Source organism: Pristimantibacillus sp. Z349TD_6, assembly GCF_056173205.1.
On sequence record NZ_CM149662.1, the window covers coordinates 2,323,535 to 2,339,059 of the forward strand.

13 protein-coding genes are annotated in these 15,525 nt (G+C 47.4%); 10 read left to right on the forward strand and 3 right to left on the reverse strand.

Annotation, left to right across the window (positions count from 1 at the left end; all coding sequences use genetic code 11):
- The first annotated feature begins 2 nt into the window (after window positions 1-2).
- The 8 genes from AC0VYE_RS09915 to AC0VYE_RS09950 all read left to right on the forward strand — a co-directional run bounded on the left by AC0VYE_RS09915 (window position 3) and on the right by AC0VYE_RS09950 (window position 7,869).
- Window positions 3-1,277 carry a Zn-dependent hydrolase gene (locus AC0VYE_RS09915; RefSeq protein WP_076269418.1) on the forward strand — a complete coding sequence of 425 codons (1,275 nt, stop codon included), beginning with the start codon at window positions 3-5 and terminating at the stop codon, window positions 1,275-1,277.
- Window positions 1,267-2,520: an allantoate amidohydrolase gene (locus AC0VYE_RS09920; RefSeq protein ID WP_475447543.1), complete on the forward strand. Its 1,254-nt coding sequence runs from the start codon at window positions 1,267-1,269 to the stop codon at window positions 2,518-2,520. The genes AC0VYE_RS09915 and AC0VYE_RS09920 overlap by 11 nt, the downstream gene beginning before the upstream one ends.
- Before the next feature lie 96 nt (window positions 2,521-2,616).
- Window positions 2,617-3,261 (forward strand): ABC transporter permease, encoded by a 645-nt coding sequence (locus AC0VYE_RS09925; RefSeq protein WP_076269419.1) that lies wholly within the window; start codon window positions 2,617-2,619, stop codon window positions 3,259-3,261.
- 18 nt (window positions 3,262-3,279) lie between these two features.
- The gene (locus AC0VYE_RS09930) at window positions 3,280-4,185 is read left to right on the forward strand and encodes an ABC transporter substrate-binding protein (protein WP_076269420.1); all 906 of its coding nucleotides are present in this window, start codon (window positions 3,280-3,282) and stop codon (window positions 4,183-4,185) included.
- Window positions 4,186-4,253: 68 nt separating this feature from the next.
- Window positions 4,254-5,210 carry an ABC transporter ATP-binding protein gene (locus AC0VYE_RS09935; RefSeq protein WP_441876068.1) on the forward strand — a complete coding sequence of 319 codons (957 nt, stop codon included), beginning with the start codon at window positions 4,254-4,256 and terminating at the stop codon, window positions 5,208-5,210.
- Between the two features lie 5 nt (window positions 5,211-5,215).
- Window positions 5,216-5,854: an ABC transporter permease gene (locus tag AC0VYE_RS09940; RefSeq protein ID WP_076269422.1), complete on the forward strand. Its 639-nt coding sequence runs from the start codon at window positions 5,216-5,218 to the stop codon at window positions 5,852-5,854.
- Window positions 5,855-5,902: 48 nt separating this feature from the next.
- Window positions 5,903-6,646 carry an IclR family transcriptional regulator gene (locus AC0VYE_RS09945; RefSeq protein WP_256710970.1) on the forward strand — a complete coding sequence of 248 codons (744 nt, stop codon included), beginning with the start codon at window positions 5,903-5,905 and terminating at the stop codon, window positions 6,644-6,646.
- A gap of 146 nt (window positions 6,647-6,792) precedes the next feature.
- Window positions 6,793-7,869, forward strand: a complete 1,077-nt coding sequence (locus AC0VYE_RS09950; RefSeq protein ID WP_475447547.1) for a peptidoglycan-binding domain-containing protein — start codon at window positions 6,793-6,795, stop codon at window positions 7,867-7,869.
- A 175-nt stretch (window positions 7,870-8,044) separates the two neighbouring features.
- Here the strand turns inward: AC0VYE_RS09950 and AC0VYE_RS09955 are convergent, their stop codons facing one another.
- Window positions 8,045-8,710 (reverse strand): collagen-like protein, encoded by a 666-nt coding sequence (locus AC0VYE_RS09955; RefSeq protein WP_475447549.1) that lies wholly within the window; start codon window positions 8,708-8,710, stop codon window positions 8,045-8,047.
- A 330-nt stretch (window positions 8,711-9,040) separates the two neighbouring features.
- Here AC0VYE_RS09955 and AC0VYE_RS09960 point away from each other — a divergent pair, with 330 nt between their 5' ends.
- Window positions 9,041-10,666 carry an S-layer homology domain-containing protein gene (locus AC0VYE_RS09960; protein WP_475447551.1) on the forward strand — a complete coding sequence of 542 codons (1,626 nt, stop codon included), beginning with the start codon at window positions 9,041-9,043 and terminating at the stop codon, window positions 10,664-10,666.
- Between the two features lie 116 nt (window positions 10,667-10,782).
- Here the strand turns inward: AC0VYE_RS09960 and AC0VYE_RS09965 are convergent, their stop codons facing one another.
- Window positions 10,783-11,658 (reverse strand): helix-turn-helix domain-containing protein, encoded by an 876-nt coding sequence (locus AC0VYE_RS09965; protein WP_441911222.1) that lies wholly within the window; start codon window positions 11,656-11,658, stop codon window positions 10,783-10,785.
- A gap of 94 nt (window positions 11,659-11,752) precedes the next feature.
- Between AC0VYE_RS09965 and AC0VYE_RS09970 the strand changes: the two genes are divergently transcribed.
- The gene (locus tag AC0VYE_RS09970) at window positions 11,753-14,059 is read left to right on the forward strand and encodes a glycoside hydrolase family 95 protein (protein WP_475447554.1); all 2,307 of its coding nucleotides are present in this window, start codon (window positions 11,753-11,755) and stop codon (window positions 14,057-14,059) included.
- A gap of 86 nt (window positions 14,060-14,145) precedes the next feature.
- On the opposite strand, the gene pdxR is transcribed toward AC0VYE_RS09970, so the two are convergent.
- The gene (gene pdxR, locus AC0VYE_RS09975; protein ID WP_475447556.1) at window positions 14,146-15,519 is read right to left on the reverse strand and encodes a MocR-like pyridoxine biosynthesis transcription factor PdxR; all 1,374 of its coding nucleotides are present in this window, start codon (window positions 15,517-15,519) and stop codon (window positions 14,146-14,148) included.
- Window positions 15,520-15,525: the final 6 nt, after the last annotated feature.

Consider the following 15,525-nt stretch of genomic DNA (forward strand, 5'->3'; position numbering starts at 1 on the left):
GGATGGGTAGCAAAATGGATAGACTGGTGCCAAGTGTATCTCGAATGATGTCTGATATTGAACATCTATCGATGTTTGTTGATCCATCTAAACCCGGCTGGACGCGACGTCCATTTACGAAGCAGTATGCTGACGGCAGGCGCTGGCTGACCGAGAAAATGGAGGAAGCGGGCCTGTCTGTTTCGCTGGATGCAGCTTCAAATTTGATAGGCAGCTTGCCTGGCAGCGATCCGAATTTAGCGCCTATCATGATTGGCTCCCATACAGATACCGTTACTGGCGGCGGGCGGTTCGATGGAATCATAGGAGTGCTGGCCGGCATAGAAATTGCCCGTTTACTTCAACAATCAGGAACGCAGCTTCGGCATCCGCTGCAAATTGTCGATTTCACGGCAGAGGAGCCTAGTGAGTTTGGCATCTCCACGATTGGGAGCAGGGGGATGGTCGGCAATTTGTCTGAAGCGATGCTGGAGCTTCGCGACGATACTGGGCTGAAGCTGAGCGATGCGATTAATCAACAAGGCGGAAATGTCGAACGCCTGACAAGTGAGGCGAGGCAGCTGGGGGATGTAGCGCTCTACCTTGAGCTTCATATCGAGCAAGGTCCGGTGTTGGAGCAATCAGGCCATCAACTTGGGGCGGTGCTTGGTATCGTAGGTATTCATCGCTATCGTGTCACGCTCAAAGGTGCGCCAAATCATGCAGGGACGACGCCAATGACGCTTCGGAACGATGCGCTGGCAGGCTTTTGCGAGATTGGTTTAGCATTTGAACGTCACTGCAACGATCATGCGAGCGTAGCCGTAGGGACGATCGGCAAAGTGTCGAATGAGCCGAATGCATCCAATGTCGTGCCCGGCCTCGTTCGGTTTGATCTTGAAATCCGCTCACTAGATCATACGGTGGCTGACGCGGTGTACGCCGCTTTTGCAGCGGAGACGATCCAGATTGCTGCAAGGCGAGGCCTTCGTTTGTCGCTTGAGCTGCTGTCGAAGTCAGATTCCGTCATGGTTAAAAAGTCTGTGCTGGGTGGAGTGCTTGCAGCCTGTGCTTCTGTTGCTCCAGCTATTCACCTTGCAAGCGGGGCGGGACATGATGCGAACCAGCTCGCGCGTATTGCGCCAATCGGCATGATCTTTGTTCCTAGCAAGGATGGCAGAAGCCATTGTCCCGAGGAATGGACCGATGAGGATGATATTGCTGCGGGAACGCAGGCTTTAGCCGCCGCATTGCTTTATTTTGATAAGGAGGATTTAAGCGGGTGGCATGATGGCTAAGACTCAGCATGTGCAGGTCAACGGCAAACGGTTATGGGATTCGATTCAAGCTTTAGGTTTAATCGGCGCAGATCCAAGCGGCGGTGTAACACGGCTATCGCTCAGCAATGAGGAATTAATAGCGAGGCAATTTATTATCAGTGAAATGAAAGCAGCGGGACTAGAAGTCAGGCAGGATGAAGCGGGCAACCTGATTGGGCGATTGGAGGGGGAGGAGCAGCGGACAGGAGCTGTAGTGACGGGCTCTCATATCGATACGGTCATTCAAGCAGGCCAATTCGATGGAGCGCTTGGTGTACTTGGCGGTATTGAGGTTTTGCGAACGATTAAAGAGCAGTCAATCAGGCATTATAGACCTTTCGAGGTTATTTGCTTTACGGACGAAGAGGGCGTTCGCTTTGGAGCCGGCTATTTGGGAAGCCGTGCGATGGCAAATACTTGGGATGAAAAATGGCTGGATTTTACTGATTCTTCCGGCATATCGCTTCGCGAAGCGATGGAGCATGGCGGCTTGTACCCTGATCAAGCAGCTCTTGCAAGTCGCAGCTCAGAATCCATTCATGCCTATGTTGAGCTTCATATTGAGCAAGGACGAGTTCTGGAAGAGCTGAATACAGCAATTGGCATTGCAACAGCGATTTATGGACATCGCTGGTTCGAAGTGACCATTCATGGACGAGCGGACCATGCGGGAACAACGCCCATGAAGTTAAGACAGGACCCGATGCCTGCCGCAGCAGAAGTTGTTCTTGCTGTGGAGCAAATCGCAGTGAAGCATGGGGGCGTCGTAACAATAGGGACGTTTAAGCTTGCGCCAGCTGCAATCAACGTAATTCCGGGTGAAGCGGTGTTTACACTCGATGTTCGGCATGAATCCTTGGAGTCGCTCAATAAGCTGGAGGCTGCGATAAAAGTCGAGTTGTCACGCCTTACTGCAGCAAGAGGGCTGACCTGCGCTATCCGGACATTAGATGCTGCTGTGCCTGTAAAAACGTCGGAGTATATTACAAAAGTGATTACAGATAGCTGTGAGGATGCGGGTTTGCCTGCGGAGTATATGATTTGCGGCGCAGGTCATGATGCGGTGGTCATGAGTGAATTAGCGGAAATGGGGCTCATCTTGGTACGTTCAAAGGATGGCATCAGTCATCATCCACTTGAATGGAGCAGCAAAGAGGACTGTGAAGCAGGAGTAAACATATTGCTGCAAACTCTTATCCAGCTAGGAAATGATGTAAATTAATAATTCCGATTGACATAATGGGGTATAAAGTTTAATAATAGTGGTAACAAGTTATTGATTAGTGATAATACAAAGGGGAAGGAGGATGACAAACGAGTGAATGTATTCCTCGAAGCTTATGACTATGTGAATGCTAACAGCGACAGATTTTTGGAAGCGGTCAAGGTGCATTTAAGCATAAGTTTCTACGCGCTCCTTATTGCTTTCGTCGTATGTGTGCCGCTCGGTATATTATGTGCCAAGAAAGAGTGGCTGACCGGTCCGATTATGGGACTGTTCAACTCCTTGCGAGTCATCCCAAGCCTTGCGGTTTTAGTCATTATTTTACCGATCATGGGAACTGGCTTTGCACCGGCATTAGTTGCATTAACGCTGCTTGCTTGTCCGCCTATTCTCATTAATACATACATGGGCTTTAGAGGTATTGAGCCAGCGATTATTGAAGCTGCTTCAGGCCTTGGTATGGGAGAGAAAATGATTATGCGGAAAATCGAGCTGCCGTTAGCTGCTCCGCTGCTGCTGTCAGGATTAAAAACAGCCGCCGTAGAAGTTATCGCCAGTGCAACATTGGCCGCATTCATCGGAGGAGGCGGGCTGGGAACGTTTATTATTAACGGTCTTGGCATGTACAAATTCTCATTGCTGCTTGTCGGGGCGCTGCCGGTAGCGCTGCTAGCTATTTTATCGGAGATCGGATTTGCTGGAATTGAAAGAGCAGTAACCAAATATCAGCGTGTATAATGAAAGGGGAAAATTCAGATGAAAAAGAAATGGGTAAGCTTGGCATTGTTGATTATAAGTGTGGTACTCGTTATTAGCGCTTGTTCTTCTAAGGAAGGTTCAGGCAAAGAAAAGATTAAAGTCGGCTCGAAAAACTTTACGGAATCATTGATTTTGGGCGAGATGTACGCACTGGCACTTGAGGACGCAGGCTACAAGGTAGATCGCAAGCTCAATCTTGGCGGCACACTCGTTGCCCATGAAGCGCTCAAAAAAGGCGACATCGACTTTTACCCGGAATATACAGGAACAGGCTTAATCAACGTTTTGGAATTGCCGCCAAACTCCGATGCCAAAACCGTATATGATACTGTAGCAAAGGGCTACAAAGAGAAATTCAACCTAGTTTGGCTGGAGCCAACTAACGCAAACGATTCACAAGGTCTTGTTACAACAAAGAAAATTGCTGAAAAATATAATCTTTACAAAATATCAGATTTGGTGAAATTAGCTCCTGAGCTTAACCTCGCTGCTGTTCCTGAGTTTGAAGAGCGTGAAGACGGATTAAAGGGACTAAATACTTTCTACGGTAAAATGGACTTCAAAAGCATCAAGCTGTTTGATTACGGCATCAAATACCGCGTAACACTAGATGGCGAAGCGGATGTAACAGTTGGCTTCACGACTGATGGCGATTTGACGAATCCGGATCTTGTATTGCTTGAGGATGATAAGAAGTTTTGGCCTCCTTACTTCGTGGCTCCAGTGCTTCGCGGCGAGTTGAACGAGAAGGACCCTGAAATTGCTAAAGTGTTGAACAAAATTTCTGCAAAGCTGGATAACACAACTGTTCAGAAGCTGAACGCGCAAGTGGATATCGACAAAAAAGAATACGCGGACGTAGCGAAGGCATTTTTGGAAGAGCAAGGTTTATTGAAAAAATAATTCATAATTAAATGCAGCGGGGTTTCTCCATATTGGGGAAGCCCCCTTCCTACAGGAGTTGATATAAAATGAGCAAAGAGGCCATTATTTTTGAGCAGGTGTCCAAAACATTTCCAAAGTCTGCGAATCCCTCGGTTAATGAAACGAGCCTTATTATTCCGCAAGGCTCCTTTGTTACGATTCTAGGTGCTTCAGGCTGCGGCAAAACGACCTTGCTAAAAATGGTAAACCGAATTATTGAACCTACCGCAGGAACGATTTCGATATTTGGCAAAGACATTCGCAGCTTGCCCGTGACGGAGCTTCGACGAAGCATCGGTTATGTAATCCAGCAGGTAGGGTTGTTTCCGCATTTGTCGATTGAACAAAATATAGCAACGGTCCCCAATATACTGGGCTGGGAACGGCAAAAAACAGCAGAGAGAATCGATTATTTAATGGATCTTGTTCATTTGCCAGCAAGCTATAAGAAGCTTTATCCGCGGCAGCTGTCAGGTGGACAGCAGCAGCGAGTAGGGATTGCTAGAGCGATGGCAGGTGATCCAGCTATTTTGCTGATGGATGAACCGTTTGGAGCGATTGACGCGATTACGCGCACGAAGCTGCAGGATGATTTTAAGCAAATCCAACGTGAGCTTGGCAAAACCGTATTGTTTGTGACGCATGACGTGGAAGAGGCGATGAAGCTCGGCGATCATATGATCGTGATGAACGAAGGGACGATTCAGCAATATGATACGCCTCTAGCCATCATGTCCAAGCCCAATAATGCTTTCGTATCGCAACTGATTCAAGCCGATGATTTGTTCCAACAGCTTCACTTGATTAGGGCAGAAGAGAAAATGATTGCGCTGGAAGAACCGGCTGGATCTGATATTCCCCGCATTCCCGCTGGTGATAGTCTAAAGTCGGCGCTTCAAATTCTGCTGCAGCAAAATGTACCGTATGTGGCTGTGGAAAATAAAGAGCATGAAATCATTGGCAAAATTACGCTTGAGCAATTGAAGCTGCAGAACGGCAGGTGAGAGGCATGATTGACTATTTAACCCGCCATTATGATGATTTGTTAACCTCGTTGCTGGAGCATATTTATCTCACCTTTGTTTCGTTGTTTATCGCACTTGTTATTGCGCTGCCATTAGGTTATTGGCTGTCGAGGCATCGGCGGATTTCCGTTCCTATTTTGTCCGTACTCGGCATTATCTATGCGATTCCAAGCCTCGGGATGTTCGCTTTGCTTATTCCGCTAGTTGGCCTCGGCAGCAAGCCGGCGATTATCGCATTAGTGGTATATAGTCAGCTGATATTGGTGCGAAATGTCATTTCGGGCTTTCAATCGATTGAACCTTCGATTATTGAAGCAGCCAAAGGAATGGGCTATGGCAAGTGGAGGCTGTTCGTCCATATCGAGCTGCCGCTGGCACTGCCTGTCATTATTGGCGGCATTCGCATAGCATCGGTATCGGTAATAGGTATCGCAACCATAGCGGCGTGGATTAACGCCGGCGGGTTAGGCGGTATTTTATTCGAAGGCTTATACCAAAACTCAGTACCAAAAATGGTATGGGGCACGCTGCTCGTATCGTTATTAGCTTTATCTACAAATACGATTTTGCTGCAAGTTGAAAAATCAACGATGCGCAGAGCACGCGGAGAACAAAGGGTATGATATACTGATCCTTATAATTGACTACTATTGTAAATATTTTGAGGTGCAATGATGAATGGAACTCAAACATTAGGACGTGCTATCGATATTTTATTCGTACTCGCTGAATCGGGAGCAACGCTCACGGTTAGTGAAATTGCGGAGAAGGTAGGCATCCCCGACAGTACCGCATATCGTTTTATTCAAACACTTATAAAAAATGGTTTCGTAGAGCGTAAGGGCAGAGGGCAAATTGGTTTAGGTCTGCGTATTTTTGATTTAGCAAGAAGCTTATCGCAGCAAATCGAGAAGGAGCTTCTTACGATCGCGAGACCGATTATGGAGGATCTCACCGCACTTACGAATGAAACGACGGTGCTTTTTGTCCGCTCCGGTTCCAAAGCCATTTGTATCGAAAATGTAACGAGTAAACGTTTGATCAGGCTTTCTATTGAAAATGGAAGAATATTGCCGCTTAATTCAGGCGCATCAGGGAAAACGCTGCTCGCTAATGAAAATGACAAAGTTATTGAAGAGATGTGCAAGCTTTTTGGCGAAGATGCCGGCAAACCATTGCTTTTGCAAGAAATGCATCGTATTAGGGAAGCGGGTTATTGCTTTACTTTGGGTGAGGTGGATACGGATGCTTTTGCAATTGCTGCCCCTATTTTTGATCCTCAGCAGCGAATCGTAGCCAGCTTATCTGCAGCAGGACCTATCCATCGGCTTAACGAGAATGAAATTCCTAATGTGATCCAGTATGTAAAGGCAGCTGCATCACAAATTTCGTGCAAGCTCGGTGGCTTGGCATAAGTATTTTCAAATAGGATGAAGAAGAGTAGCGGAGCGCAAATAAGCGATCCGCTTTTTTTATTGATTCAATGTGGAATGAAATTAAATATTTGGGGATAGTAAGGGGGGAGTTAAATTCAAGAATCAAAAAGGATGGTGTATTTTGCATGCAACAACATAAAAAGGAAATTGATTCGGATGAACAACACAATAAGATTGGGAGGTTTGCTGCAAGGTACATAGGCGCAGCATTACTCGCAATCACATTGATGTTCAGTATGCCTCATACTGGTCAAGCGATTGGCAAAAATGCTAAGGGTCCAGATGTCTATGTTATTCAAGGCATGCTGAAATCTCTGGGCAGCTATTCTGGTAAAATTGACGGTCGATATGGGCCATCTACAGTGCGCGGCGTAAAATATTATCAAAAAACTCATGGCTTGCCTACAACAGGCGCCGTAGATGCTAAAACGCTACAATCGATTTCTTATTCCTATTCGGAGAAGAAAGCAGCAACGAAGGCAAAAACGCAAGCAAAATGGAAAGGTAAAGCAAAATCACTCGGCAACGGTAAAGGCGCTGGTAACGGAGCTGGCAATGGAGCAGGCGGAGCAGGTGGCGGTGCAGGCGGCGGAGCTGGTGGCGGAGCAGGTGGCGGAGCTGGTGGCGGAGCAGGTGGCGGAGCAGGCGGCGGAGCTGGTGGCGGAGCAGGCGGCGGAGCTGGTGGCGGCGCAGGCGGCGGAACTGGTGGCGGAGCAGGCGGCGGAGCTGGTGGCGGAGCAGGCGGCGGAGCTGGTGGCGGTGCAGGCGGCGGAGCTGGTGGCGGCGCAGGCGGCGGAGCTGGTGGCGGTGCAGGCGGCGGAGCTGGTGGCGGCGCAGGCGGCGGAGCTGGTGGCGGTGCAGGCAGAGGTTATGGTGAGAACCAAGGCAAAGGCGGCGGATTTGGCGGAGGCCAAGGAGAAAACCGTGGCAAAGGCGGCGGCATTGGCGGAGGCCAAGGAGAAAACCGTGGCAAAGGCGGCGGGTTTGGCGGAGGCCAAGGAGAAAACCGCGGCAAAGGCGGCGGCATTGGCGGAGGCCAAGGAGAAAACCGTGGCAAAGGCGGCGGTATTGGCGGAGGTCAAGGCAATAACCAAGGTATCGGTGGAGGCAACTCTAACAACCAAAGCAACAAAGCTCCATCCGAGAATCAAGGCAAAGGCGGCGCTCAAACGGAAAACCAAGGGCCGAATGGAAGCCATTAAGCAACTCGCTTCCTTGATATAGATGAAGGGACTTCTCTTAAGTGGAGGTCACAGATTAACAGCGATTAATGTTGTGAAGTGAATTTAAAATCAAAAAGGCGGCTTTCATTCCATCGTGAATGTAAAGTCGCCTTTTTATATTTTCGGATGTTGTTATGAGATCCATTCTATTTCCTTATGCGATTTGCGTAATAACAAGATGAGCTGAAACAGGTCTTGTTCCTCCAGCGAGAGGTGTGATCGTAAGTGCCGTGGAATTGCCCGCAGGGTTTCGCACGGTGAGTATTGAATTAATGACAGTCGTTTGTACAAGAGCCATTCCGACAATTTGTGAAGTACCTGTCGCTCGGCCAACTACTGTATAAGCTAGATCAGCGCCATTAACGGTTAAAATGAGCTGCCCCGGTTCGGTCACACTTACTTGAAACAAAATCTGATACGTTCCGATTACAGCTAAGTTAAACGTAGTAGCACCAGTACGGGTAATGTTAGTTCCGCTAGTAGGACCATTTTGCGGGAAACTTACATCTGCACCGACAGCAACTGTTGCTGCATTATCAGGCGGCATCAATGCAAAAAAATCGGCGAAGCTTAATACTCCTCCGGCTCCGCCCGTTGCGCCTGTAGCTCCAGTGGCCCCATTAGTACCAGTCGCCCCAGTTGCGCCTGTAATACCAGGTGTCCCATTAGTACCAGTTGCGCCAGCGGCTCCAGTGGCCCCATTAGTGCCAGTCGCACCAGTTGCTCCTACTGAACCAGGAATACCCTGGGGTCCTTGAGGTCCAGTTGGTCCTGCCGGAGCAGTAACATTCACTTGAGGAGGAGGACATGTTACCTTCACAATTTTTTTAACAACTCTATTTCGGCGTTTCATTCTTTTTTTTGATTTGCATACTATTACACGTATCTTTTTGCAGCGATTTCTTTTATTCAAACAGCTCACTAAAGACACCTCCCTATTGATGGTTTAGTGTACGTTTATACCTTTTTTTAAGGTTGGATGAATAACCATTTTTAACTAGACTAAAAACTATTTTAAGAAAAATGGGTTAATGATAGGGTCATTTCGACGCCCAAAACTTGGGTCTATTAGACTTTTTATGGAATATAGGATATGATTCTATCGAATAATCGATAGAGTGAGAGCTATGCTCATAAAGGAGAGGATGTAGTGAGGTTCAAGGGGAAAACAACCGTTATTATTGGAATCCTGCTGATGTTTATGTTGGGAAACGCCATGCAGGCGTTTGCGTATGATGCGCAATTAAAGCCCTATCGTGATGTACCTGTTAAGGATTGGGCAGCCGAATCTATTTATCGTTTAGTCGCACTTGGAGTTGTTTCTGGATATGAGGATGGAACCTTTCGTCCAAGTGCCGAACTTACGAGAGAAGCATTCGTAAAGCTGCTAGTCCAAACCGTTAAACCAGTGATAGATAAAGAGAAGTCTGCTGGACTCTCCGACGTAGCCAAGGATCGTTGGTCTTATGCCTCTATTAAACCCGCATATGACGCTGGTTGGTTGGATTTGCTCATCGTAAATGGGAAATTTAATCCGAGTCAAAATATTAAGCGTGAGGAAGTAGCAGCTTTAACGGCTTTTGCGCTGCTCCAAGGAAAAACGGCAGAAGAGAAACAGCAATGGTTAGATACAGGCTGGCTGGAAGCTAGCGAGAAAGCCGCATTTGCCGATATGAATCAAGTGGATAAAAACCTTGCACCGTACGTGCTGCGTACATACGCGGATTCCATTATGCAAGGGGACAATAAAGGCTTGTTTCTTCCGAAAAAGTCGTTATCACGACGTGAGGCAGCGGCCATTGTTGATCGGATGATCAGCTCCCAAAGCGAAAGCCGCCAGCTTGAGGTATCAGCTTTTTTTGCAGCAGGTGGACCTTACAAAAAACTGGATAGATTCGCCGCCGCAGATGAGGTTATCTTTGACTGGGCTAAGCTTGACTATCAGGGAGCAGGCAAAGCATCCGTTCTTTTGTCGCCGCCAAGCGACTGGAAGCAGAGTCTGACAGCGGCAGAAACGAGTGGTTCTACAAAGACGCTAATGATCTTTGGGAATACAACGCTTCAGAAGCTTGGTGATTTCATAATCGATGCTGAAGCTCGCAAAGCGTTTGCTAGTTCAGTAGTCGAGGCAGTTGCTAATCCATTATATGGTTTTGAGCGAGTGGCTATTGATTTTGAAGGCATGGTACCTGCTGAGTATAAGCAGCCTTTCGTTGAGCTGCTTCGCGCAATTAAGGCCGAACTAAGCAGTGAAATATCACTTACGGCAGTTGTACCGCCTTCTTATTATTATGCAGGTTATGATTACAAACAAATTGGCGAACTGGCTGATGAAGTTATATTGATGGCCTATGAATTTACGCATGAGGAAAGTGGATTGCCGTCTGCGCCGCTTACGCTTGTTGGTGATTCCGTACGAAATATACTCTCGTATATTCCAGCAGCTAAGCTGAAACTAGGCATTTCTAAGCAGGCTAACCAATGGACTACAAAGGCAGATGGTACTGTAGAGTTTTTCCGGTCGCCAGCCATTGCTGCTGTAGAAAGTCGCTTAACAGCTGCAGATACCAAATCCGTCATGCAGCTGCCGTACTTTTTGAATCAAATTACGTTTAAGGACGATAGAGGCTCGCATCTACTTTGGTATGAGAATACGCAAAGCATCGAAGCCAAAATACGTTTAGCGAAAGCGTTTGGCCTGCGTGGTGTTGCGGTATGGCAAATCAATCAATTAACGGATGCCGATTGGACTATGATCTCTTCTTATCATCATTAAGCAGCAAAAAAATAGGACAAAGCAGACTGATACAGCTGCTTGTCCTTTTTTTTTCGCCATTAGAAGGCAGACCCTTAGAATTATACCCTTATACCTTAGTTTCTTACATCGTCACATTATGAATGCGCTTTTATAATTGAATTATCGTCTTGAAACGATCGCTTCTCCGAATAGGCTGTTCGATAATCGGTTGGGGTTAGATTTGTTTCTTTACGGAAAAATTTCGTGAAATGATTCGTTTCTTTAAATCCAGATTGATCGGCAACCTCCTTAATACTGCGAGAGGTTGTTGTTAAGAGCTGTTTGGCGCGATCTATTCGTTTGCGGCTGACGTATTTAAGCGGAGGCATTCCGAAATGTTTTTTGAAATAGGAACTAAAATAGTTGGGATGTAGGTGAACAGCTTCGGCCATTTGATCGACGCTGATGCTCGTATGAAGACGACTGTCTACATATTGCTGTATGACGTTCAAACGGTTCATCTCTTCGGTTCGGTGCTGCAGCACGCGAATTGGAACGGATTCGAGAAAACAGCTTATGATTTCCAGCAATACAGCTTTTTCTCGGAGCCTGGCAACAATTGAATCTTGTTTATGCCATTCGATGAGCTCATGGAACAAGCGCATCATGCTGTTCGTATCCTGAATGTTGATGCAAAGAGGAACCCCAATCCACTGAAAAAGATCAAGGGGACCTGCCATGATATTGAAATGGCACCAATACTTTAAGTATGGACGATGATTTAAAGAGGAGAACGATATCTTTGTATGCGCAGGCGTGAGAAACAGCTGACCGGGTTTAGGATAATAGTCGTCGTTGCCAATGCGAATCCAACCTTCCCCCTCGCAAATAAAATATAGCTTATTGTACTCAGGAACAGAATTGGTTTCTCCCCAATTGAGAGAGACTTGCGTTTTATGCGCCATAAGCAATTTTAGCTGCAGCGACTGCAGCAGCTCAGATAACGCATGTTGTTCACTTGTTCTATCCACCTGCGGCACCGCCATCCAATGTTTTTTGAAGGATTATTAATATAGTAATGGATTGTTCTCTTAAATAATAGATGAATGAAAAGGGGAATGGAAGATGACACAGATTGAAGAAACGCGCTTATGGTATAAGGAGCCTGCCTCCAATTGGGAGGAAGCACTGCCTGTTGGAAATGGCAAGCTCGGTGGCATGGTATTTGGGGGCATAAGACGTGAGCGGATTGCTCTGAACGAAGACAGCGTATGGTATGGCGGACCGCGTGATCGCAACAATCCAGATGCGCTGCCACATCTGCCGAAAATTCGTGAGCTTCTGAGAGAGGGAAGACTGCATGAAGCGCATGATTTATCTGCGATGGCTTTATCTGGCGTTCCCGAGACACAGAGGCACTATATGCCGCTTGGAGATTTAGAGCTAAACATAAGATATGATTCGAAAGAAGAAGTACGAGACTATGTCCGAGCTCTCGATATCACCAACGGTATTGCAAGTGTAACCTTTACTAAAGAAGAAGTACATTTTGCCCGTGAGACATTTGCTAGTTTCCCAGATGAAGCGCTAGTTACAAGATTTTCAGCAGATAAACCGGGAAGCATCAGCTTTACAGCCCGTTTACTGCGCGGCAGCAATCGCTACTATGACGAGCTGGTGAAAGCAGACGAGAATACGATCGTGATGCGCGGCATGTGCGGCGGTTCAGGCGGGTCTGATTTCCGAACTTCTTTGCGCGCGGTTGCGGATGGCGGCTTTGTATCAATTATTGGCGAGCATCTCATCGTGGAAGGCGCCAATAGCGTAACGCTTCTATTAACCGCAGCAACTTCTTTCCGTCATGCTGATCCGGAGGCATATGCTGTCGATGCAGGAGTCCGAGCTGGCTTAATAAGCTATGATGAATTGAAATCGCGTCATATTCAAGATTTCACTTCATTGTCAAAGCGGGTACAGCTACGCTTAACGGATGCTGCTCATTCGAATGCTGACGATGTACCTACAAATGAGCGTTTAAAGCTAGTTCAAGAAGGCAGCGCCGATGTAGGATTAATGGCCTTATACTATCAGTTTGGCCGCTATTTGCTCATATCTAGCAGTCGGCCGGGCTCGCTTCCTGCCAATTTGCAAGGCATCTGGAATGAGAAGATGCTGCCGCCATGGGACAGCAAATATACGATTAATATTAATACGCAAATGAATTATTGGCCGGCAGAAGCGGGGAATCTAGCAGAATGCCATGAACCGTTATTTGATCTCATCGAACGGATGCGTGAACCTGGCAGAATAACCGCAAGAGCAATGTACGATTGTGGAGGTTTTGTCGCTCATCATAATACCGACATTTGGGGCGATACCGCTCCGCAGGACATTTATTTGCCAGCCTCGTATTGGACACTTGGTGCGGCTTGGCTTTGCCTGCATATGTGGGAGCATTATGAGTATGGCCTTAATGATGCTTTTCTTGAGCAAATATATCCAACCTTGAAGGAGTCGGCACAATTTTTTGTGGATTTCTTGACGGAAACAGAGGATGGTCTGCTCGTATTGAATCCTTCTGTATCTCCTGAGAATACCTATTTATTACCAAATGGACAATCCGGTACGTTATGCATCGGTGCATCGATGGATAGTCAAATTTTATATGAATTGTTTACGGCTTGCGCAGAAGCAGCGAAGAAGCTCGGCATCGACTCATCGGAGCAGGAGCTTTGGCACAATATGAGAGCCCGTTTGCCGGAGCCTGCAATTGGCAAACATGGGCAAATTCAAGAATGGATGGAGGATTACGAGGAAGCGGAGCCGGGACATCGTCATATCTCGCATTTGTTCGCCCTGCATCCGGGCAAGCGCTTTACGGTTAGAGGAACACCTGAATGGGCAAATGCTGCCAGAGTAACGCTAGATCAACGGCTTGCAAGCGGCGGCGGTCACACGGGTTGGAGTAGAGCTTGGATTATTAATTTCTGGGCAAGGCTTGAGAATGGGGAGAAGGCGTATGCGAATGTGCAAGATCTACTAAGTCATTCCACGCTGCCAAATCTGTTTGATAATCATCCTCCGTTCCAAATCGACGGCAACTTCGGAGGCGCTGCAGGCATAACGGAAATGCTGCTTCAATGCCATGCGGGCAGCCTGCATGTATTGCCTGCTTTGCCGGACGCATGGCTTCATGGAGAAGTGACAGGTCTCCGTGCAAGAGGAGGCTTCGAGGTGGACATCCGCTGGTCAAATGGTTTGCTTATTGAGGCACGCCTACGTGCTGGCGCAGCTAATAGCTGCGTCGTGCAAAGCAGCATTCCGCTCATCGTAAGGGAAGATGGCCGTGAGGTGAAAGACGTATTCAGCAAGGATGGGCTTGTATCATGGACGGTGAGCGCCGGAAGCGAGTACGTGCTTTCTCCGAAGTAGAGGTTAGCCCAAAGAAAACCAGCTGTACCTGATAATCGGGTGCAGCTGGTTTCTTTGGGCTGCCGGTTTTTCTCGGCTGGAGAGATTCAATTCATTAGGGCTTTACCAATGCGCCGGACGCCCTCATAAATTTGCTGATCATCCAAATGCCCGTATCCAAGCAGCATCCGGTTATTCGGCAGCAAGGCCGCAAATACAGACGCTGCTTCCAACCGGTTCATTAAATCTTCCGGCAGCTGCGCTTCAAACTGAGCGACCAAATGCAAACCAGCTGCTCGTCCACATATGTGGTAAGGCAGTGTAATTTGCTCATGTAAAGCATCAAGCAGCAGCTGGCGTCTCTTTTTGTACAACTTTTTCATTTTTATAATATGAGCATTAAGCGATCCGCTGTTCATGAAACGAATCAAAGCGAGCTGCTCAATCATAGGCGTTTGATAGTCAGACAGCCGCTTAAGCTGACGACAGGACTCGATTAGCGGTTCAGGGACAATCATATAGCCGATTCGCAGCGAAGGAAACATGACTTTGCTGAAAGTTCCAATATAGACAACCTGCTTAGGACATAAGCTTTGGAGTGAATGGATAGGAGCGCCGTCATACCGGAATTCGCTGTCATAATCATCTTCGAGGATAAAGCTGCCGTTTTGGCGGGCGTATTCAACTAATTCAATCCGCCTTTGTATCGGTAAAATGCCGCCAAGCGGGAATTGATGAGAGGGTGTGACATAGATGCATTTTGGCCGCAGGTTTACGGGAAGCTTGTGGGTTAATAGGCCGGAATCGTCAACGGGAACGCCATGTAGCGCGGCTCCTGTAGAGGTTAATATCGTCTTTAAATCTACATTGGACGGATCTTCGACTAAAACATCTTCCCCGTCTCTCAGCAGCAGCTTAACGATCAGCTGAAGCGCCTGTACCGCACCGTTTGTAATTATAATTTGTTCGGGATTGCTGACGACTCCTCTTGAAATCCACAGCTGTTTGGATAGCAGACGACGCAATTCCAAATCACCGGACGGATCGCCATAACCTAATTCAGCAATAGAGGAATCCATGCATACACTTTGCAAAATAGAGCCCCATTTTTTCGTCGGAAAAAGATTCAGTGCTGGCAGGCCTGTTCGAAACGAGATGAAATCGAGCTCTGATGTGTTCGTCGATTCTGCTAATGAAGCGGGTAATGGTAACGGTGACGCCTTCGTGAAGCCAAGCAAGCAGGCTCCTTGAGCGACATAAGTTCCTGCACCAGAACGGCCTGTTATGTATCCTTCAGCCAATAAAAGCTCATAGGCTTCCAAAATCACGTTGCGTGAGACATGAAGCTGCGAGGCAAGCTCTCTAGTAGATGGAAGCTTGTAGCCAGCAGGCAGCTCACCCGAGAGAATAGCACCTTGGAGTGAGTTGAAAACCTGGCGAAACATAGGCAAATTCGCTTGTCTATCGATGGACAGCCACAAAATATC